This window comes from Gimesia sp. (assembly GCF_048260065.1).
In the GTDB taxonomy this organism is placed as follows: domain Bacteria; phylum Planctomycetota; class Planctomycetia; order Planctomycetales; family Planctomycetaceae; genus Gimesia.
The window spans coordinates 287,907-309,667 of the sequence record NZ_JBLXHC010000008.1; the positions used below are offsets into that span (position 1 = coordinate 287,907).

A 21,761-nucleotide genomic window follows, 5' to 3' on the forward strand; every position below is an offset into this window, starting at 1 on the left:
CGAGTTTTGTCAGAATCCGGTCATTCCAGACCTGACAAACAGTACTGTACACAAGAATGTATTCAGGTCATAAATCGTGACCTACTCTAATATACCGGGAGGCACGCCGATCTCACGGCAAATTGTACTCGGATTGTCCAATTTATGAAATTTTTGAGGGAATTCCCCCTCTTTTCATGACTTTCCGCATCTTCTGATACGAAAAGCAGAGGATCACACACACGCATCAGAAAATTGTGTTCCCTGTTCGATTTAACGAGCAATCAAGGCACAAAGATAAATTCGGGAGAATTCAACAAAGTCCAGAGCATGTCCTCGTAGCGGTTCCGCCAGTCATCGTCGAGCCGATTGGTAGGCGGATCTCCTTTTTTCACCGCCCCCTCCAGTTCCACCTTGATTTCATTGGCCCGGGAATTCACATGATTTGACCAGCTGACCAGATTTCGTGGTAACCGCTCGCGTATGACAGGTTCAGCCTGTGCATTCGCCCGTTCCGCATAACCGGGCTGCAGCAGCTCAGAGAACATTTTGAGTTCCTCAGCCTTAGGTTCACGTGTTAACGTTTTCATGAAGGTCATATTTATCAAAGCTTCAAGTGGTTGATCCTGCAGTGCCAGTTCTGTGAAATCGCTGTCATCCGAAAGACGGGTGAACCGCTGTCCCAGCAGACCGTTCGCCAGGATTGCCGGCTGGAGAGGAGTCGACGTTGCTTCACGAACCGTAAGCGGGCTTTGACGCGTATCCCGCCAGCCAAACGTTTTCATTAAAGTGATGAAAGGCTGACCAAACGGCAACGCCAGGCTGGGTCGGTCCCGTTCGTTCGACGGGGATGTAAACTGCCACGCACGACTCGGCGTTCCCAGGTCGAGAGAATTGTGATAATCGCGGGCACCGTCGATATCGATACACATCCGCCCTGCGTCGAACGGTTTACCGCAGATCAAAAACAGCGAATCAACAATCTGCTCCGCTTCCATGCGGCGCAGGACCGGTGAAGAAAAATCATAAGTCGTTTCTACCAGATTTTCAATTTTTGAAAGATCGGTTGTTGCTTCTCGCTGATACAGATCCGATTCGAAAATCAACTGGGCCAGATATTTCAGATCGTAGCCGTGAATCACAAACTGCTGTGACAGGTACTTCATCAGTTCCGGATGGGAGGGTTCCTGGCCATCCCAGTCGTCTACCGGTTCTACCAGTCCCTGTCCGAGATATCGCTTCCAGACACGATTCACAATCACATTTGCGAAGCGCTCGTTCTGAGGCGAAGTAATCGTCGCCGCCAGCTGCTGACGTGTATCCCGGGGAGAACGCAGGTAATTTTCTGGGAATCTGCCGGGCTTGACCAGTTCTTCAAAGGTCCACTGGGGAGTCACCTTCTCTCCCGGTAACAGTGTGACAGAGATCAGCATTGAGTTCGACTTGGAATCGAAGCCAGGCACAGAACTCGTATTCGGAACCCCCTGCGGACTGCGTTTCAGCATGGCTGCCAGGCTGAACAGATCGCGCTGTTTGAAATCATGGAACGGGGCGTCGTGACAGCGGGCACATTTCATATTCAGACCAAGGAAGGCCTGACCAATGATATGCGCTTTGGCCGCCATTGGGGCGTCGTTCTGTGATGCCATTTCAAAGCCGGCCGGCCCGCCGAAATATTTACTGCCTTCCATCATGACCAGTTCCGTCAGGAAACGGTCGAACGGTTTGTTATCGTAAAACGACTCGTGAATCCACCAGCGGAAAGGTCCGGTGTTGTTCAACGTCGGGTTGAGGATATTCGGATTCTCCGCCAGGACATCCTGCCAGTAACCAACCCAGTTATCCGCCCAGGCGGGATCATCAATGAATCGTTGAATCGCTTTCTGACGTCGTGTTTCTGGATCGTCGGCCAGATAGTCACGGATCTGCTCGGGAGCAGGTACGGTACCGGTGGTGTCCAGAGAGAGCCTACGCAGAAATGCCAGATCATTGAGTAACGGTGCCTGAGACACTTTCTCTTTTGCCAGCCGCCGGTTGATGAAATGATCGACGGCGTTATTCGCCCGCAGTCCTGGCACTGCAGCGGGCACTTTGACTTGAGGCTGCTTGAGAATTTCGGTTTTTGCAAGTTGATGCCGCGATTCCCAGTATTGATCTTCCTTCGCGGAAGCATCCCGGCGATGTGCCGCGTTGACAGCGATCTGATCGTAGCGGTACTGGCTGGCAAAAGGTAACCAGTCTTCGTCGGTCAGCATGACGACCTGATCAGAGGGGGTCAGAAGTTGAAAATCTTCACCGGGGTTACCGATAAAAACGGCTGTCTCACCGAAATCGGGACGATGCCGAGAACCACCCACGATCATCTCGAAGCGAATCTGATGTGGCTTGCCATCGCCGGTATATTCGACAACCTGCTCCGTATCACCGCGGTGTAAGGGGCGAATATGAGGCGCCAGACTCAGATCGACATCGTAAACGATATCATGACCGCTGTTGGTAATTCTGTGGAAATCGGTCTCTGCCACCAGCTTGTCGTCAATGTAGAGCCGTGCAGCATTGCGGGCACGCAGGAGAATTCGTTTTTTGCCTTGAGGAAGCGTCATGCGAGACATCGCCCGTACCAGAAACGGATCGGGCCGATCTACTTTTACGCCACGCTCGGAATAGCGGTTGGGGATTTCGATAAACGCGAGGTGTGGCTGCGTGAATGTTTCCGCCAGTCGAGGTGGCCGAAACTTCCAGGACTTTTTATTGGGAATCCCTTCCAGAATCTCGACTCTGACACGATCTTCAGGAATCGCAGTCCAGTCGATCTGTGGATCAGAAGCAGCGAATTCAAAGTGCGACGCCAGCTGACCTGCCGTCAGCGCACTGCGGTAAACAGCGACCTCATCCAGTTGTCCATCAAACGAACTGTTTGCCGAACCGCCCATCGAGGAACCGATCCAGACTTCATCATTGTCGACTACTGGAGGTCGCGACGTATCGCCGCCGACATCCCATTTTCCGGAGACAGGCTGGCCGTCCACATATGCGTTGAGACTTTTCTTTTTGCCGAACGTGTACGTCACTGCCACGTGATGCCAGTTATGCGTGCTGATTCCCCCCCCGGTAGAAGTCCAGCGATGGTAAAGTGGTTTCTCACCCTTCTTTTCCGGCTGAGTGCAAAACAGAAAGCTGATTTCAGAACCGGTCAGCCTTAAACTATAGTTCTGATTATCCCGGGCAACTCCTTTCCGGTTCGTACGCCCTTTCCCGATGATATAGTAGTATTGTCCGGATCTCGTGGAGTTGGGATTGATCCATGCTTCCAGAGTGATCGCATCCCCGGCGGCAAAATCGAAAATGCTCTGCTCACCCGGATCAACGACCCGCAGGAAACCCTGGCCAGGCTGAAAAGCAGCCGCCTGATTCTGATCAGCGAATAAGGGAAATTCAGCAGGACGGGGACCGGCGATGAGGTTCATCGGCTGCCCACTCACCAGCGCCGGGACGGGCTTTGCAGCCTGACTCTGAAAACCGTTTTGTTCGCGCCGTTCAAAACTCCAGTAAGCCGCTGGTTGATGAGAACGAATCAGATCGTGGTAACTACCGGGAGGTGTTGGCTTTTTCGCTTCGACGGCCGACGGTTGCTGATCTGCCGATGCAGAGATCGATAACAGAGACAGAGTAAATGAAACCAGCAACAGAGAATGAGCACTTTGAGTTACGCGGTTCTGTTTCACAGCAGGCGATTCCGATATCAGATTCCAGATCGCATCGCGTTTCACGATAGCGTCTCTCAATGCCGGGAGACGCTACTGTAAAACTGGATACAGTCTGAAATGAAAGTTCACAGCAGGCGAGTTATGCGAAATTCAGGAATTCCTGATCCGACAAACAATACAGTACTTGAGAACGTCACATCAGCGTAAATCTTGATGTATTAAACTATACCGAACAGCAGCCGGATCTCACGCTAATTCATATCGAGATTCTTCGATTTAAGTTTTTTTGCCAGGAAACTCCTCATTCTGTGAGATTTCAGAAAATCTGGTATATTACATCAGAGAATCATGACGCTGCCGACTGCAAGGCAGCTGGGACTGTAAGGATCGGCGCCGTCTTGAAACCCGAAGAACTTGAAAATTTTGTCCAACTTCTAACTACCCACCAGAGCAAGCTTTATGCTTATATTCGCTCACTGCTGCCTGATCCCCAGGCCGTTCAGGATGTGCTGCAGGAAACGAATCTTGTTCTCTGGCGTCGTTCAGAAGAATTTGAAGCAGGCAGCAACTTTGTTGCGTGGGCCTGTAAAGTCGCATACTTTCAGGTCCTGGCCTATTATCGCGATAATAAACGAGATTCGATGGTGTTTAATGTCGAGCTGGTCGAAATGCTGGCGAAACAGAATGAAGAGAAACTGGCAGGCAAACAGGATCTGCAGCGTGTACTTGCACGTTGTGTTTCCAAGCTGCCAGAACAGAGTCGAAACCTGATTCAACAGCGATATGCCTCGGGAGGCTCGGTGCAGGCAATCGCAGAGGCACAGGGACGTTCCGTCGGTGCAGTGTCACAGACGCTTTATCGCATCCGACAGTTATTACAAGAGTGCGTTCAGAAAACACTTGCCAGTGAGCAGGGAGAATTGTGAGTCATGAACCAGAAGCCAAATCCTGAAGAATCAAAGAACAATACTCAGGAAATCATCTCCGCCTTTCTGGATGGCGTCTTGACGGATGAGGAAAACCAGAATTTCCTCAAACGCCTGGAAACGGATGAAGCAGCCCGGGAACTCTATCTGGAAATGATGAATACCGATTCGCTCCTGCTCTGGGAGCAGGGACAGACCGAGCCTCTTCCCGAACTGTTCTGCCTGACTCCTGAAACAGAAACAAGCACTCTGCGTGTCGATCCCGGGGTTGCATCAGCGCGCAAACAGCTGACCGTGATGCGTTATGCACTGGCGACAACCGTTGTTGCCTGTCTGTTTCTGACGGTCCTGCTGCTGATGGACAGCACTCCGGCCAGCGCCGTCACACGGCTGGACTCCAGTGATGGCGTCCCCGCAGCCATGATTATCGAAGAACATCAACCTGTCTGGGAACGGACCGAGTGGACTCAGGATGTGAGCAAGCCTCTGGTTCCCGGCTGGCTGAAACTCAAATCAGGGCGTGCACTCATTGACTTTTTGAGCGGTACGACCATTGCGCTGGAAGGACCTGCCGAACTGGGAATCAATTCTGATAACCGCGCGTATCTGAAGTCAGGCCGCCTGGCTGTCGTGGGCAGTGCTCGCGATCATAGCTTTACACTGACGACAGCCAATCTGACACTGCTGTCACAATCAGCCAATTTTGGTCTGTCAGTCAACGACGACGAACAGACAGAACTTCACGTGTTTGCAGGCAGCGTCTCGATCACCCATTCACAGGATAAACCAGACGCTGAGATCAATCAGGAAGAGGTTCCCGAAACCACGAATGAACTGGTGGTCAGCGCAGGGCAGGCCATTGTGTTTGACGGTACCGGACAGGAACTAACACGTCAACTGGCCGACCAGAGTGCATTCCCGGCACGGGATCAGTTTGAAGTGGCTGATCCTCCCGGCGATATTCCCGCCATCAACTTTGCCTCACACAAAATTGAACCTTACAGTTTTCAGGACGGGCAATACGAATTACCCACTGATTACCAGCTCATCGAACAAGGCAAAGGAATTCGTCTGTGGGGGAATGCCTGGAAGACACTGGAAGTCAACACAGAGATCACCCCCAACACGGTCATCGAATTTGATTTCCGCTCGTTACATCAAGGTCAAATTCATGGCTTCGGTTTTGACACTGATAAGAAATACGATAAAGGAAATCATGTTTTCCAGATCTACGGCTACGAAGCCTGGTCCCATATCGGGCAGCAGTTTAATACGTATTCAGGAAATGACTGGAAACGATTTCGAATTCGTGTAGGCCGTTACCTGACGGGGAAATATCGTTATCTGCACTTTATTGCTGATGAAGATGTGATCGCCCGGGCAGAAAGCCAGTTTCGCAATGTGCGGATTTACGAAGCGCCGACAAAACAGTAAGCACTGAACTCAGTGACTGAGCTCCGGTTTCGGATTGGGCTCTTCTGCTTCCTGAACTGCTGGTTCGTCTTTGCAGCCACCCAGAATTAAAAAAGTGGCAGCAAACAGAAGATAGCCGATCCCGATGCCCGTCGCACGAAAAGCAATTCCATCTACACTTTCGGTCGAAAGAAACGCCAGACGAAAATGAATGTCATTATTGATGACTTCGTAGGCGTTCGTCAGTCCGAGAAAAGAGAACAGAGCAGCGATCGCGGACCAGATTGCCGCCGAGCGATATTTCCCATCGATCAGACAGGCACAGATGGCTGCCAGAATCATGCAGGTAAAAATAAAGCCGCGCTCCATCACCACCAGCCCATGCACCAGAAATCCATTCACTTCCGTAAACAGGTTTGCTGATAAAACGTCCTGCAATGATTTACCCCCACCTACGAGTAGCGTCCCCTGCATGATCGTCGCGCCCCAGGCAGCGATCGCCGGGAATAATCCGAGCGCCACAGCCGGTGCATGCCTGCCAGGCGAAGCTGTAAAGGCTTGGGCGGTAATCACCATCCCAATCCAGAGTACAATCGCGACGCCGGCCTCCAGAGGAATGATCTGACTGATGACGCCCGTGGTTCCTGTCAGGCAGATCAGCAGAAAGAAGACCCCGTTCAATGTAGAATACCCGGCTCGCGAACCCATTTCTTTCCAGCCCGGATGCCCGATATAAATGGTTGTCGGAAAACAACTGCCCAGTAACGAAGCCATAATCGTTCCCAGACCATTGGCCATCATTGCCGGTCTGGCAGGATAGCTGTCACCCGCAGCTTCAGCCGATTCGATGTTCTGCATACTGCCGATCACATTGAACAGCCCCATCGGAAAGATCACTGACATATACCCGGCCCATTCGCCCGGTTCTTTCAACAGTTCCCACAATGCCCCCCCTGCAAAATGGGGACGATACCAGCCCGATTGACTCCAGGCTGTTTTGATTGCTTCTGCACTCATGGGTGATCCCTGCAGCATCTGAGGTATCACTTCCGGTAACACCCAGGCACAGATCGTCCCGACGATAATCGCCAGGAGTCCGCCGGGAATCGGGACGGGCAGCTTCTTTCGCGAAAACAGGGTCAGCAGCACGACCGCAGCCGGCAACATGGCAATCATCGGTCGCTGATAAATCTTCAGGACAAATGTCATCGAGATAAAACCAATGGCAATGCCCGCCAGCGTAGAGAGCAGCGCGGCCCGTGGCGTGACACGACGAACACTGTCTGCAATAAACGCGCCAGCGAACTCAATGAGACCGCTGCCGAAACAGGCCAGCAGCCCCATCTGCCAGGCTGCTTCCGCACTGTTGGTCCGCTGATAGACGGGGATCATCACAAAAAAGATATAGACCAGCAGCGAAGGCGTATTGATGCCGTAAGGCAGAGCGCAGACATCACTGCGATTCTCCCGCTTTGCCAGCTGATGCGCCTGCCACGCGTAAAACACATTCCCGAACAGAATACTCAATGCAGCGCCAGGCAGAATATATTGCAGCAGTAATTCAGAATCAGCAGAGATACCACACAGGCCGCACAGCGCGACGATGAGCAGAAGCTGGACCAGGTTATCGATCATTAAAGCGAAAAAACCGTCCAGGTCGCGTCGTACGAAGAGGGGGTAATTGCTGTGATTCATTTCAGTTCAACAGTTCCTGAATTTCTTCCGGGGTAAACGGTTTCTTCAAACGGGCACCCAGTTGCGAGACAATCCGGGCAGCCGCATGCGAAGCCAGATGCCCTGCCTGATGCCACGTCAAACCGTTGGTAATTCCATACAGAATTCCAGCGGCATACATGTCTCCGGCACCCGTAGTATCGACGGCTTCCACTTCCACACCTTCAATGGGAATCACACGTCCTTCATGCATCAGAATCGAACCATCTCCGCCCAGAGTCAGCGCCAGATTGGGGACATGATTGTGAATCACATGAGCACAATCGACGGCATCATGCTTGCCGGTCAGGCTGCGGGCTTCTTCCAGATTACAGAACAGCAGATCCACGGGACCTTCGATGAGCTCCTGGAATTCGTCCCGGAACAGATTGATCAGGAAGGGATCGGATACGGTGAATGCCACTTTAACGCCATGTTTTTTTGCCAGTTCGATGGCGCGGTAAGCGGCACGCTTCTGCGTCTCTCCTGTAAACAGGTAGCCTTCGACGTACACATATTTTGACTCTTTGATGTGTTCTTCATTGATGTCATCGACGCTCAATGTAGCGGAGACACCCAGATTGGTGAGCATCGTCCGTTGTGCATCATCCGTAATCAGCACCACACATGTCCCGGTCTGTCCCTCTGCGGCAGGAGGAACTTCAATCGTCACTCCCAGTTTGCGCATATCGGCGAGATCGAATTCCCCCAGCATGTCGCTGCCCACTTTACCGGCGTAGGCTGCTTTACCGCCGAAATCAGCGACTCCTAGAATTGTATTGGCTGCAGAACCGCCGGCACACTGGGAAATAGGGGCACCATCCAGTTCGCCGAGAACCTTTTGCTGGATATCTTCATCCACAAGGGTCATGATCCCTTTAGCAAAACCGAGTTTCTGAAGTGTGGCGTCGGAGACGCGTGCCTGAATATCAACTAATGCGTTGCCAACGCCATAAACATCGTACTGCATGGTTTCCCTTAACCTGATCAATTCCGTTTTTTTTCAATTACCTCTTTTTTATGTCAAAGAGGTTGCCCACAGCGACTTTTTTAATGATGTGCAGATCATAACCAATGAGACATTCAATGGGAAACCCTCGAGAGTAAGCATCTACTGAGTTTGAAAAAAGCAGTCAGGTCACTAGTATATAGGCAGGAATTCCCATTCAGGACTTATCGCATTCGCTGAGCACTTCCTGGATCCGGATTCTTTCAAGATAAAACCAGGCGACAAATCGACTCGATTCACCGCATCACACTTAACAAGGATGCTTTTACATGACAAACTCCTCCTCTGCGAACGACTTGCTGTACTCACTGCCACCCATTGGTGGAAACCCCTCGACACGTCCGAACCAGACCAATCCGGGGAGTTTCGCAAATCCGCCACAGATCGCTCCCGGAGCGAAAGGAGCGTTGACGTTCTCTTCTCCCGACACACCGGGCATGCCTGCTCCTTCCGAAAAAACAGCCTGGGACTTTATGCCTGCAGGCTGGGAACTGAAAGCGGGCTTTGAGGAAAATTATGAAACCGCCGATGCCTGGACTCCCCCGACTGACTTCCTGCCAGTCACCCAGCTGGAATTTGCCCGTTGTGGAACAGTCACACCCGAAATGGAACGGGTCGCCGAACGCGAACCGCATCTGACAGCAGAACAGATCCGCGATGAAGTCGCTGCCGGCCGGATGATTATCCCTGCCAACAAAGTGCACCTCGGATATCAACTCGATCCGATGGCCATCGGTCGGGCCTCCAAGACCAAAGTCAACGCCAACATGGGTGCTTCGCCTGTTTCTTCGGGAACAGATGAAGAGATCGAAAAACTCAAATGGGCACAACAGTGGGGTGCTGACACCGTGATGGACCTCTCCACAGGCGGCGACATTGACGGCTGTCGGCAGGCGATCATCCAGAACAGTTCCGTTCCCATTGGTACGGTGCCCATCTATTCCATGATCATCGCCCGTCGACTGGAAGACCTGGATCATGCCAGCATTCTGCAGATGCTCCGGCATCAGGCTAAACAGGGTGTCGACTATTTCACCATTCATGCCGGCGTACTGCAGGAACACCTTTCACTCGTTGCACAACGTCTGATCGGCATCGTCAGCCGCGGCGGTTCACTGCTGGCAAAGTGGATGCTCCACAACAAACAGCAGAACCCGATGTATGAACTCTGGGATGACATCTGCGAAATCATGCGGGAATACGATGTCAGCTTCTCGATCGGTGACGGACTGCGTCCCGGTGGACTGGCAGATGGTTCAGACCGTGCCCAGCTGGCAGAACTGTGTGTGCTGGGTGAATTGACCGAACGTGCCTGGCAAAAAGGGGTACAGGTCATGATCGAAGGCCCCGGTCATATCTCCTTCGACCAGATCGAGTTCAACATGAAGCTCCAGCGGACACTGTGCCACGGTGCCCCCTTCTATGTACTGGGACCACTGGTCACCGACATCTTCCCGGGCTACGATCATATCACCAGTTGTATCGGAGCAACCGCAGCCGGCTATCACGGTGCCAGCATGCTCTGCTATGTGACTCCCAAAGAGCACCTCGGTCTGCCGAAAAAAGACGACGTCAAACAGGGTTGTATCGCATACAAGATTGCCGCCCATGCCGCTGACGTCGCGTTGGGAATACCCGGAACCCGCGATCGTGATGACGATCTCACCGAAGCCCGGGCTGCCCTCAACTGGGAAAAACATTTCGAACTGAGCTTCGACCCGGATACCGCCCGTGCCTTACACGACGAAGACCTGGATGTGGATACCGACTTCTGCGCCATGTGCGGACACGACTGGTGCAGCGTACGAATCTCCAAAGAAATCCAGGAATTCATGTCAGGTAAATCGGAAGATTATGCCTGGGATAAAGCGAAAAAATCGCTGGCATTAACCGCCGAGCAACAGGAAATTCTGGAGAAACGCGGCGTGCTCAGCCCGGACGAAATTCACAAGCTGGCATCCAAGGTCAAAAAAGAAATGACTGGCGAACAGGATAAAGCATCCTGCCACAGTGATTATGTTGCCCCTGAAGAAGCACAACAGATGCAGACTTCAAAACAACTTCCGGTGTTGAATCAACGCCCGTAGTGCCCGCTGCTGCTTAGTTACATTTTTTGTGAGCTCGAATTCGATTCGAGCTCACTTCGTTTTCGCTGACACTATTTTGTCGGAACTTCAGCCCCGAAGTTTCAAAGCGATGAACAACAACAAACAGAGCGATAGTACCACCCAGAAATACTTGCCAGCCGCCTCACCATGAGCCCGGCCCCATTCATAAGCGGACTTAGAAGAATTGTCTGAGCGATCGCTTTCTGCAAAATCATTCCCGAAACCACCGCGTACCATGTTATTACTGTTATTGCTGGAAGCGACCTGGCGGCTTTGCTGATTTGGATTACAGTAAGGGCACGGTGCTCGTAACCCCTGAAAATGATCGGTCTTGAAGGATCGAGAACACTTTTCGCATTTGTAAACGGTATCAGTGCTCTTCAACCCACAGTGGGGACATTGCTCAAACGTAAACGATTCCGTTGAATGTGTTTTCTCACAAATCGGGCATTTAAACACTCTCGTTGACTTAAATCGAAAATCGGACATCATATCCCTGTTGGCGTCAGACATATTTTGATTCTGATTGGGAGCCATACTGTTACTAAAAGCTCCCCTGCCTGCGTTATTATTCATTGCCAGTTGTTCTGACTGTTTCTGCTTACGTGGTTTGATCAGACTCAGATCAGAATTACTGAAGAATTCTGTGATGAACAGTTCTTCTTTATCACCGGTATTCACGACAGCCACAGATTCACCGTAAGCCAGACGAACAAATTTACCTTTGAGCTTTCGCTTATTTAAATCAGTAAATACACGGAATTCCTTTTCCCGCTCCTCGGGGGTGAGTGTGACCTCTGTCACTTCAGGGAAAAAGTTTCCCGGAATTTCTTTTCCGAGACGCTCCTGCACATAGCTCTGATCTTCGGGAATGAAGTTCTGATACGGAAATTCCTGAACCACTCCTGTTTTTGTAATCAACAAAGAAACATTACCATCCTCCATTTTAACGTAGGAGGCAGCGACCGAATTGCCCGATAAATCAGTCCACTTTCGTTGAAAATTGAGCTGCATGAACTGTTTCAATCTGGTAGGCGACAGACTGGGATCGGGATCCTCACGATAGGCCAGCGGAATTTCGTCAAACCGGCCATGCATTTTCAACGCATCCCGCAACAGTTGCAGATCTTCAGGGATCAGCGTGCCGATATGCACGTTGATAAAACCAACCGGATTGCCCAAAAACACTACTTCGCGACCGTTGACACGCGTGAATCTCGCTTCCGATTTCTTCCCCTGCTTGTCAGTCCAGACACGATATTCATTCAATACAGCAACCAGTTTGGGATCAATTTCTGTATCCGCTTTTTTGACATCCGGATCTTCGTCCGCTTTAGCTGGTTTGACCTCAGCAGCCATGTCTTTGCCTGGCTCCATTTTCGCGGGCGCAGCTGCAGGCCCCAGACTGGTTCCCGGTTCACCCGCTCTGGCCTTCAGCGCTTCAGGAAGAAGCGAAACCAGCTTGTTGTGCTGATGATAGCCAATAATCCATTCGATATCTTTCTCGCTGAGCTCATCCAGAGGAACCCGGACAGAACCGCCCGCATTCTTCAGCAGAGTGACTTTCCCATCTGAACTTACGGAAAGCAGTTTGGCTGTATGTCGGGTGCCATCTTTCAAAGTAAATTCACGGACCGTAAACGGTTTGAATGACTCTTCTTCAACAGAGGGTTTCGCTGTCTCTGCAGGCATTGATTCCGGCGCAGGTTTCCCGGGAGTCGGTTCTGATGCAGGCTGCGTGGAAGCCGGTTTCGCAGGCGGGGAAGTGTCCGGCTCTGAACCTTTCACAAATTCTTTTTGAGGTTTACGATATTCAGGGGGAAGAAAACTTAACAGTTTTTTTCGCTTGTGATATTCGTAGATCCAGTTCAGATCTTTTACACTTAATTTTTCAAGAGGGACATACACTGTCCCCTCTCCCTCCAGACTGAGGGTGGCAGTCGGACCTTTGACGGTAATCAGCTTCCCGGTCGCCTGGGTCCCATCGCGGTAGGTCCAGTTGCGCACGACAAAACGTTCGTAACTTTCTTCAGCTGGCAGCTGTTGTGAAAGCATGATTGAGCAAAGGATCGCGTACAAAACAGCAAATTGCGTTTTTGTCGTCTTCATTGTGACGGGCCCATGTTATAAAATAAAAATCAGGAGGGGCGCTTAGGAATTTTCTGTAATTGAAAGATGCTTACGCCATCCATCAGGATAGCCCACATACGTTCAACTTAAAATACTGAACATTGATTTTTTCCGATTCGAGGGAGAGAAGTGCCTCAGAATTCCGGTGACCCATAAAATCCCACTAATCTGCTACATAGAGAAGGCGATTCTGTTCTGAAAATCTAACTCTATTTTTTCATCAACTGGACAGATATAATGCCTTTTGTGCAGTTATCCCGTTCTTGTCCGTTTAACTTCCCACTGCAAGGAGAGTGATTCGCTTTATGCTGAAATCTTTGAAGGGGCAATTCTTAATCGCGTCCCGTAAGCTGAACGATCTCAATTTTTATCGATCTGTTGTGCTGATCGTGGAACATAACGAGCAGGGAGCCACGGGCCTGATTATTAACCGTCCTTCCTCCTTTTCAATTACCAATGCATTATCCCGCTACTTTGACATGCCCAAACTTGAGGACATGGTATTTATGGGTGGGCCTGTCGAACCAAACGGCATGTTTGCCCTGCATAACGCTGGAGACCTTGAAAAATCAACTGAAGCGATCGTACCGGATCTGTTCATGGGCAGCAGCCCGGAAATCTTTGAACAGGTAATCTGGAGAATCTCGGAAGGTGATCCCAATCTGGATTTTCGGATCTTTTTCGGTTGTGCCGGCTGGGCACCCTTGCAGCTGGAATCCGAAATAAATCGGATGGACTGGCTCTATACCCCTGCTATGACGGAAGACATCTTCGAAATTGACCCCTATGATATCTGGGACACTCTGATGGAGCGTGCGATGGCAGAACGACGATTCCTGCCGCAGGAAACGGCGCACCCCGAGTGGAACTGATAAACGCTGCCGACCGACTGACCTTAGCACGAACTATTAATCTACCTGAAAACAAAGTATCTTCTCGCATGACGCCCATTCAGATTAAAGACCCGGAAACCGGTTCCTTCGCCAGCATTTTACCCGAACTGGGATTCAACTGTTTTGAATTTCAGGCAATGGTAGATGGTCAGCCGATCGATGTGATCGACGCACATCCTGATTTTGCATCTGGAAACCAGCGTCCGAGCAGTGGTGGGATTCCCATTCTGTTCCCCTTCCCGAACCGCATTGCCAACGCACAATTTCAGTGGGAAGGAGTCTCTTATGAACTCCCCGCCGAAAAGACCTATCACGACAAAACCGGGAATGCCATCCATGGATTCTGTCTGGATCTTCCCTGGCGGGTCATTTCACAGGAAGAGTCTGCTGTGACAGGCCAGTTTCAACTGAGTATCGATGGAAAACACCGACTGAAATACTGGCCCGGCGACATTTTTATTGAGGTCCGCTATGAAGTCAAAGGGACCACTTTACGGGCAGACATCCGCGTCGGTAACCCGGGCTCGGTTTCTATACCCTGGGGACTGGGGACACACCCATATTTTAAAGTTCCTCTCTCAGAATCCGGCGATGTTAAAAACTGTCTGGTCGAATCGCCGGCAAGCGAGGAATGGGTGCTCGAAGACTGCCTTCCCGTCGGCGTCAAAAAGTCGATTGGAAAATCGCACGACCTGCGGGAAGGGGCCTGGCTGGATCAGTTGCAGGCAGATGATATTCTCACGGGCATGCCTGAAGATATCGAACAATACGAATGTCTGATCATGGATGAGCAGGCTGGACTGGTCGTCACTCAGGACTACGATGCGATCTTCTCCGAGCTGGTGGTATTCACGCCCCCGGACCGGGATTGTGTCTGTCTGGAACCATACACGTGTGTGACTAATGCCATCAATCTACTCAGCGCTGATGTGGAAACCGGACTCCGGGTACTTCCCCCGGAATCGGAGATCAAAACCTGGATTGAAATCCGGGCCGGAAAAGTAATTGTCTGATTGAACGTCGGGAGAAACAGGATGACAAATCGAACCTGTCTGCTGCTGAGTCTGACACTCTTCACCCTGCTTCCCGCACAGGTCTACTCTCAGACGGAAAGTCTGCGCAAAAAAACCATACAGCAGACTTCATCGGATAGTCCGCCGACAAATGCTCAGAGCCTGCAGCGACTCAACGGCATCGAAGCGAGACTCAAAACGGTGAATCAGCCGGCCGCCCATCAGCCTCCCGTGACCGAGCAGTCTACAGCCTTTATCATTGTTGACGATACCGTCAGGGACGTCACCTATAACCGCGCACCCAATGGGATGCATTTTCTCCTGACGCGTTTGATTCTGATCAACCAGGGTCCAGAACCACTCAAACTGATGCGCAGCCAGATAAAGGCGATGGTAGACGGACAGCCGTTTCCCCTGCGTACGTTACCATCTAATCTATCCAACCAGATTGTCCAGTTGGGAAAACGCAGCCAGCGACTCAATAAATTAAATTTTCAAGATCAAGTCACCGTCCCCCCCGGTGAACAGGACAGTCTGTGGATATTACTCACCGAGTTACCAGGAGCGCCCCGTATTCCGGAAATTGAATTTCAGGTCACAGTCAATGATCAGACAATGAAACTGAATGTGAACCGGTTCGAACTCGGTAAATTACAATATGGAGTTAAATTGCTGGGGCCCAGTGAGTGTCTGGCTGAACTGACTGTCAGCGGAGAAATAAATTCGATTAATATCGGGAGCCTGATTCAGGTAATCGATCAACTGACGACGCAGAACATCAAACGTTTCGTCATGCATTTCCCGGATCCGAAAACTCAGATCGACGAATCGGTCAGAAACTGGCTGCCTCGCGCTGCAAATCAGGTGGGGACGAATGCCATGGTGAATTCTCCTTTCCCTGTCTTTCCCAACATGATTACGGAACTGCATCTGTCCGGGGAAGTGTTTAAGGATACCAGAGTTCCTTACCTGGGAATTAATAAAGGCCAGGTCACACATGAAAAAGAATCAGAGGCGATTCACGCTGCACTCGACAGTGCCATGAGTGTCCTGACCAGGGAAAAAGTTGCTGAGCAGATCCGAACAGGAACACCGGCGGTGAAAATTGCCGCTCTCATCAGTGGCGGTCGACAGCTGACAAATGAAGAACTGCCACTGATTCTGGAACTCACATCAGATCCCGATCCGCTTGTACAACAGGCTGCATTATTTGCCTTACGTTATCTGGGTGATCCTCGCGGCTACGAACGGTTGGCTCAAGTTGCCAGGACGGTCGGCCCCCAATCAGAAGTCGCTGTTGCCAGCCTGGCAGAATCCCGGTTTGCTCAGGGCCAGAAGATTCTGTTGAAACTGCTGAAAGAAAGCCCTCCGACCTCTCAGAAAACGATGATCGGAATTATTGCCCAGAGTCCCCGCCCGCAGTGGGGAGACGCCATCTATGAATTCATCTCGAGTGATAACCTGGAACTTCGAAAAGCGGCAATCAAAGCACTGGTCCTCAATGGTCATCCACGACTCTTTGAAGTATTGACCAATGCGCTGCAGTCACCCAATCCGGAAATCCGCGAAGTCGCCTTTCAGGAACTGATTCAGCAGAAAGACAATGAGAGTGAAACACTGGCTTCGAATTATGTTCTATCTCAACTGGAACAGATTGCACCAACCCAGACCATGCTTTCTTTCATCGATCGACTGAAAGATCCTCGTGCTATTCCACTGCTGTTTAAACACCTGGAAAATCTGAAGCTCGAACCCGGTCTGCGGATTGCCATCATTAAAACTCTGGCCTCGATCGGGGACCAGACTGTGGAATCCGGTTTCCTCAAAATTTATCCACAGGCAAATACGAACGAAAAACTTCTGATACTTGCCTTACTGCAGAAAGTCGAATCACCTCAATATTTCAAACTGGTCGAACAGGCTTTGAATGACAGCGACCTGAAAATTGTCAACGGGGCAATCGACAGTTTACGGAAATCGAATTCCATCGAAGCCGTCAATTATCTGCAGAAAACATTGCGTAAAACCGATCAGGCCGCCATCTGGAATGACATTTATATGTCTCTGGTTTCCATTGGTACGCCTGAGGCGCGTCGGATTATCATGGATGCCCGCTTTGAAGGAAATCTCGATGAGAAAAAAAGAGCTGCGGCAAATGCGCTGAATAATATTTATTCACGTTCTCCCGGTTATCAGTATGTGAAAAATGGCGACGTCGAACAGGGAAGAAAACAGTACGAGGAAGCCCTGGAACAATATCAGACGGCTCTCAGTATCGATTCTCTGCTCGTCCCCGCCTATCAGGGGATCGTTAACGTTCAGAATGCGATGCAGAAATATGACGAGGCCCTCAAAACCGCAGACCAGGGACTGCAAATTGACAGCATGCATGCGCGATTGTATGTCGCGAAAGGCATGATCTACAGCAACCAGTCACAATCGGAAGAAGCACTGCAGCAATTGCATAAAGCGATTGAAATTGCCCCCCATGATCATTTTGCTTATGTGATGCTGGCATCGCATTATTCCAAACACAATCAAAACGAAAAAGCCCTGGAAGCCTATGATGGCGGCATCCATGCCAACCCGCGTTATATGAGTCTGTACGATTTCAAAGCCGATCTGCTGCTCTCGTTGAAACGTCCCGACGATGCCCTTAAGACTTATGATCAGGCAATCCAGGTCAATCCAGGACAGATCAAACCATATACGAGTAAGATTATTCTGCTCCGCAAACTCAAACGTTATGAAGAGGCTATCGCTGTCTGCGATGCGATCCTGGCAGAAAACAGTCTCAAGCGAGATCCCCGGTATGTGATGTATGCCTATATCAATAAAGCTCATACTTATTCCGAAGCCGAGGAATGGGAAAAAGCGATGCATGTGTACGATCAGATGATTCAGAAAGACGATCGTTATCTCGACGCCTACACGGGACGCGGCCACATCCATTTACAGCAGCAGAACTGGCAGGCCGCTCAGAAAGATTTCCAGAAAGCATTCGAGCTAGACAACAAAAGTTCTCAAGCCATTACCGGCCTGGCGATCTGCATGGTCTATAACCATCAGGACGACAATGCAATTACATTCGTCAAAGCACAGTTGAAAAACTTTGAAGAGAACGGCCTGTTTCACTACAACGTCGCCTGCGTCTACGGGCGGGCGTTGATCAATCTGAAAGACGAGAATAAAACACCCGACGTTCAAAAAACCATCAAGGGTTATCAGGAGACCGCAATCCAGCATCTGCACAAGGCTTCCGAACTCGGATTTCAAGATGTGGAGTGGATGCAAAAAGACCCCGATCTCAGTGAATTGCACCCACTCCCCACGTTTAAAACACTGGTTCAGACACTCAAGAAGAAAGAGAACTCACTACAGTAATTCTCTGTTGGAAACCACCGATTTTCACCTAAACTCCTGACCAGACTAAATTTAACGCATCCCTCTTTCAGGTGGCATTTCCCCTGCTTACCTGACTGTAGATTGCCGTTTTCTCAAAACAGCCTTTCTGCTACATTTCCACCCCCATCTTCCAGGCAGCGCACCATTGAGTTCCGATTCTGCGCGAGGTCTGTTTTTCTTCCCATTTCAGAGTGAGTTTCGTGATGCGTCGTCATCCTTTCCTGATTATTTATTCGACTCTGCTGACACTGCTGGCAGCGACACCGCTTCCGGCTGAAAATCCGCCTGCAACTCAGTCTGCCGTCAAACACAATCAGAATGATCCGCGACAGATTCTGTCACAATGGGCGGCTGCTTCCAGCTTTCTGTCACCGGTCGGGCCACAGTCGACAATAGAAAAATTCAAGAAGCAGAATCAGGCTTACTTCAGTGGTCATGAACTGACACTGATTTCCGAATTTCAACGCCCCATCTCGGCTCAGACCTTACTGACAGAATACGACTGGCAAGTCGTCAGTAAAACGGATTCCGTGATCGTTCTGAAGGGGGTCCCCAGAGATGTCTTAACCCGGCATCTGTGCAGACCCTTTGAACTGCAGATCAACACACGATCCATGCTGCCCGAATCGTTAACTTTTTTACCCGGTAACACAAAATCACAAGCCGGTTTTGCCGCAGTTGAATTAACCGCATTAAAAGAAGTCCGTAAGACCCCCGTCATCGCAGTACACCCGCAACCGAATTTCGTTTCACAAACCGTCGCCAAAGCGATTTTCCCTCAGGATGTCTCTACGTTAAAACCTGTAAAAGGAAATCCGATTCAACGAATTTCTTTTTCCCAGACCAGTGCTGAAAACCGAAACAAAACTGAACTTCAGGAAATTGAAATATTGGTAGAGCGCTGGTTGACGGCATCTCGCAGAATTGGTTCTGTGAAACTCGGAAATGGAATTACCCTCTTTCCACGCAGTGAGCAGCAAAAATTACTGGATGCCGAGACGGCTCAAAATAATACGAACCTTTCGACCAGAGCAGTCTACCTGTCCGCCATGCAGAACCTGTCCTCGTGGCTCATGAACGTCGATCAGAGTACCTTCGAAATCGAATCATTCAGCATTGAATTATCAACGGATGAACCAGGACCGGTAGCATCAAAATACATTACACTGAAACTTAAACCTGATCCGAATCAACCCCAGCCCGGCTGGCAGTCTGTTGAACTGGAATTTCACACTTCTCAATCACTGCCCATTAAAATCAGCGAAACCAGAAACCATCAGGTGGTTCAGTTTCTCCTGTCGGGCATGGACGTGAATTATACGGAGTGAATCCCGGAGCTTATTCGCTCGGCGGTTCCCAGTCGCCCCAGTGTTCCAGGTAATGCTGATACGCCTTATTGGATTTCGCTTCCCGCTCCAGATACCGATACGCTTCCGTAACGACCTCCTGCTCATCATCAATCCTGAGCAGTCCCGCCAGGACCCGGGAGCGGAGGAAGACAAAATAGGTATCCAGCACATCACATCGGCAGTAGTCGTTGATTTCATCGACTTTGCCGGAATCATACATCGACTGCACCTGTGAACCATCAATGCCGGTTTTGCCCGGTTTGCCAATCAGGTTAGCCAGGAGGTTCAGCCCTCCCGTAATCCGGCCGGCACCGAAATTGGAAAACAGATCCATCAGATCAAGATGAGCGCCGGTGTTATAGCGATTGCGAGACTGATCAAAACTGCGGGCGTTCACATTGAACCATTCCGGAAGAGAAATTCCGTAGCGATATGCCGCCAGTTCCAGAACCGGCAGATCATACCCACGACCATTGAACGTGACGAACGTCGGCTGACCATAGTGCACCCAGCCCTGCCAGAATTTCTTCGTGATGACATGCGGACGAAATTCTGGAGCATCGAGTACGGTCAGATCCTGGAGTCGATAGTCTTCAGATAGCTTGGCGACCGCAACAGAAACCGGCAACATGAAAGTGGCGGGAATAAAATCGCTGCCCGTCGATTCCACCTGTTCGGCCTGATAGCGGGCCAGAGCTTCGGCCGGGGATAATTCCTCCCCCGGATAACGAACACGGGAAATCAGATCTCCGTCGGCGATCGCTTCCACATCAAATACAAGATACGATACTGGGGGCTGAGGCACGTTCTGACTCGCAATTTACAGGTGAAGTGATGATAATATCTGCGTGAAACATGTTAACTGACGAACAGCATTCAGAGCCAGGCCAGTCGGGATTTCCGGTCCTGGTAAATGGCCCCTTCCATTCGGTTCTGCTGACCAGTATAAACAATAAGAAGCGTTTCGAGTAGTTTGGTCTTTTATTGCAAAGGCAGTCAGGGTTTATGGCCGACCATGAAGAGCATCTGATGGTGCAGGAAGATGATGAAGCACAACGTGATCTGGAAGCACAGGCCATCCGCGGTCTATCCAATGCCTACCTGTTGATGCGCGAGGAAATTGGCAAAGTTATCATCGGTCAGTCCGAGGTTGTGGATGAAATCCTCATCTCCCTGTTCAGCCGGGGCCACTGCCTGCTGGTTGGTGTACCGGGACTGGCTAAAACACTGCTGGTCAGTACGATTGCCAAAATTCTGCACCTCTCATTTCGTCGAATTCAGTTTACCCCGGACCTGATGCCTTCCGATATCACAGGGACGGACGTTCTGCAGGATGATCCGGAAACCGGGCATCGTTCCTTTCAGTTCATGCAGGGACCACTCTTCACCAACGTCCTGCTGGCAGATGAAATTAACCGGACACCCCCCAAAACTCAGGCTGCACTCCTGGAGGCCATGCAGGAACGCCACGTCACTGTTGGCTCAAATACCTATCGTCTTCCGGAACCCTTTTTTGTACTGGCAACACAAAACCCGATTGAGCAGGAAGGTACCTACCCACTGCCGGAAGCGCAGCTGGACCGCTTTATGTTTAATGTGGTCGTGAATTATCCGACGGCTGCCGAAGAACTGATGATCCTCAAACAGACGACCGGGAATCAGAAACCGGAGCTGGAAGCCGCTTTAACGGGCCGACAGATTCTGGCACTCCAGGAAGTGGTCCGAAAAGTTCCCGTCGCCGAGCATGTTTTTGTTTACGCACGCGATCTGGTACGGGCCACTCGTCCTGGCGAAGCAACCGCCCCCAAATTTGTCAAAGAATATCTATCATGGGGTGCCGGGCCGCGTGCAGGACAGTTTCTGATTCTGGGTGCCAAGGCGCGGGCCATACTGGAAGGACGATTCCATGTCTCAACCGAGGACATCAAATCGGTTGCCCATGCCGTTCTCAGACATCGCATTGTCACCACTTTTCAGGCAGACAGCAAAGGACTTGCTCCCGACGATATTATTGACATGCTGATTGAACATGTTCCCAACCAGCTTAAAACTCAGGCGAAAGAAGCCGCAAAGGGGTAACGGTTTTCCCCACGGGGTTACCGAATTTGAAATACTG

13 protein-coding genes are annotated in these 21,761 nt (G+C 50.6%); 8 read left to right on the forward strand and 5 right to left on the reverse strand.

Annotation, left to right across the window (positions count from 1 at the left end):
- Window positions 1-263 precede the first annotated feature (263 nt).
- Entirely contained in the window at window positions 264-3,749 is a 3,486-nt protein-coding gene (locus tag ACN0YN_RS17110; protein WP_417386245.1) for a DUF1553 domain-containing protein, read from the reverse strand.
- A 335-nt stretch (window positions 3,750-4,084) separates the two neighbouring features.
- Between ACN0YN_RS17110 and ACN0YN_RS17115 the strand changes: the two genes are divergently transcribed.
- Complete coding sequence (locus ACN0YN_RS17115; protein WP_417386246.1) at window positions 4,085-4,612, forward strand: sigma-70 family RNA polymerase sigma factor; 528 nt, start codon at window positions 4,085-4,087, stop codon at window positions 4,610-4,612.
- A gap of 3 nt (window positions 4,613-4,615) precedes the next feature.
- A complete protein-coding gene (locus ACN0YN_RS17120) occupies window positions 4,616-6,046 on the forward strand; it encodes an anti-sigma factor family protein (RefSeq protein ID WP_417386247.1) in 1,431 nt (476 codons plus the stop codon).
- Between the two features lie 9 nt (window positions 6,047-6,055).
- On the opposite strand, the gene ACN0YN_RS17125 is transcribed toward ACN0YN_RS17120, so the two are convergent.
- Window positions 6,056-7,720 carry an NCS2 family permease gene (locus ACN0YN_RS17125; protein ID WP_417386248.1) on the reverse strand — a complete coding sequence of 555 codons (1,665 nt, stop codon included), beginning with the start codon at window positions 7,718-7,720 and terminating at the stop codon, window positions 6,056-6,058.
- 1 nt (window position 7,721) lies between these two features.
- On the reverse strand, window positions 7,722-8,708 hold the full coding sequence (locus ACN0YN_RS17130) for an adenosine kinase (RefSeq protein ID WP_417386249.1): 987 nt from the start codon (window positions 8,706-8,708) through the stop codon (window positions 7,722-7,724).
- A gap of 308 nt (window positions 8,709-9,016) precedes the next feature.
- Between ACN0YN_RS17130 and thiC the strand changes: the two genes are divergently transcribed.
- Window positions 9,017-10,834, forward strand: coding sequence for a phosphomethylpyrimidine synthase ThiC (gene thiC / locus ACN0YN_RS17135; protein ID WP_417386250.1), 1,818 nt, complete (start codon window positions 9,017-9,019; stop codon window positions 10,832-10,834).
- Window positions 10,835-10,921: 87 nt separating this feature from the next.
- On the opposite strand, the gene ACN0YN_RS17140 is transcribed toward thiC, so the two are convergent.
- Complete coding sequence (locus ACN0YN_RS17140) at window positions 10,922-12,964, reverse strand: hypothetical protein (protein ID WP_417386251.1); 2,043 nt, start codon at window positions 12,962-12,964, stop codon at window positions 10,922-10,924.
- A gap of 326 nt (window positions 12,965-13,290) precedes the next feature.
- On the opposite strand from ACN0YN_RS17140, the gene ACN0YN_RS17145 reads away from it, so the two are divergent.
- The 4 genes from ACN0YN_RS17145 to ACN0YN_RS17160 all read left to right on the forward strand — a co-directional run bounded on the left by ACN0YN_RS17145 (window position 13,291) and on the right by ACN0YN_RS17160 (window position 19,624).
- Window positions 13,291-13,857 (forward strand): YqgE/AlgH family protein, encoded by a 567-nt coding sequence (locus ACN0YN_RS17145; protein WP_417386252.1) that lies wholly within the window; start codon window positions 13,291-13,293, stop codon window positions 13,855-13,857.
- Window positions 13,858-13,925: 68 nt separating this feature from the next.
- On the forward strand, window positions 13,926-14,891 hold the full coding sequence (locus ACN0YN_RS17150) for an aldose 1-epimerase (protein ID WP_417386253.1): 966 nt from the start codon (window positions 13,926-13,928) through the stop codon (window positions 14,889-14,891).
- Between the two features lie 21 nt (window positions 14,892-14,912).
- Window positions 14,913-18,275 (forward strand): HEAT repeat domain-containing protein, encoded by a 3,363-nt coding sequence (locus ACN0YN_RS17155; protein ID WP_417386254.1) that lies wholly within the window; start codon window positions 14,913-14,915, stop codon window positions 18,273-18,275.
- 224 nt (window positions 18,276-18,499) lie between these two features.
- Complete coding sequence (locus ACN0YN_RS17160; protein ID WP_417386255.1) at window positions 18,500-19,624, forward strand: hypothetical protein; 1,125 nt, start codon at window positions 18,500-18,502, stop codon at window positions 19,622-19,624.
- A gap of 10 nt (window positions 19,625-19,634) precedes the next feature.
- On the opposite strand, the gene ACN0YN_RS17165 is transcribed toward ACN0YN_RS17160, so the two are convergent.
- Window positions 19,635-20,450 carry a 3'-5' exonuclease gene (locus tag ACN0YN_RS17165; RefSeq protein ID WP_417386256.1) on the reverse strand — a complete coding sequence of 272 codons (816 nt, stop codon included), beginning with the start codon at window positions 20,448-20,450 and terminating at the stop codon, window positions 19,635-19,637.
- Between the two features lie 200 nt (window positions 20,451-20,650).
- On the opposite strand from ACN0YN_RS17165, the gene ACN0YN_RS17170 reads away from it, so the two are divergent.
- The gene (locus tag ACN0YN_RS17170; protein WP_417386257.1) at window positions 20,651-21,724 is read left to right on the forward strand and encodes an AAA family ATPase; all 1,074 of its coding nucleotides are present in this window, start codon (window positions 20,651-20,653) and stop codon (window positions 21,722-21,724) included.
- Window positions 21,725-21,761 lie beyond the last annotated feature (37 nt).

Bases quoted from the DNA above. Each gene is read 5' to 3' on its own strand.
- ACN0YN_RS17120 (WP_417386247.1), top strand. From the start codon at position 4,616: ATGAACCAGAAGCCAAATCCTGAAGAATCAAAGAACAATACTCAGGAA.
- ACN0YN_RS17125 (WP_417386248.1), bottom strand. From the start codon at position 7,720: ATGAATCACAGCAATTACCCCCTCTTCGTACGACGCGACCTGGACGGT.
- ACN0YN_RS17130 (WP_417386249.1), bottom strand. From the start codon at position 8,708: ATGCAGTACGATGTTTATGGCGTTGGCAACGCATTAGTTGATATTCAG.
- thiC (WP_417386250.1), top strand. From the start codon at position 9,017: ATGACAAACTCCTCCTCTGCGAACGACTTGCTGTACTCACTGCCACCC.
- ACN0YN_RS17140 (WP_417386251.1), bottom strand. From the start codon at position 12,964: ATGAAGACGACAAAAACGCAATTTGCTGTTTTGTACGCGATCCTTTGC.
- ACN0YN_RS17145 (WP_417386252.1), top strand. From the start codon at position 13,291: ATGCTGAAATCTTTGAAGGGGCAATTCTTAATCGCGTCCCGTAAGCTG.
- ACN0YN_RS17150 (WP_417386253.1), top strand. From the start codon at position 13,926: ATGACGCCCATTCAGATTAAAGACCCGGAAACCGGTTCCTTCGCCAGC.
- ACN0YN_RS17155 (WP_417386254.1), top strand. From the start codon at position 14,913: ATGACAAATCGAACCTGTCTGCTGCTGAGTCTGACACTCTTCACCCTG.
- ACN0YN_RS17160 (WP_417386255.1), top strand. From the start codon at position 18,500: ATGCGTCGTCATCCTTTCCTGATTATTTATTCGACTCTGCTGACACTG.
- ACN0YN_RS17170 (WP_417386257.1), top strand. From the start codon at position 20,651: ATGGCCGACCATGAAGAGCATCTGATGGTGCAGGAAGATGATGAAGCA.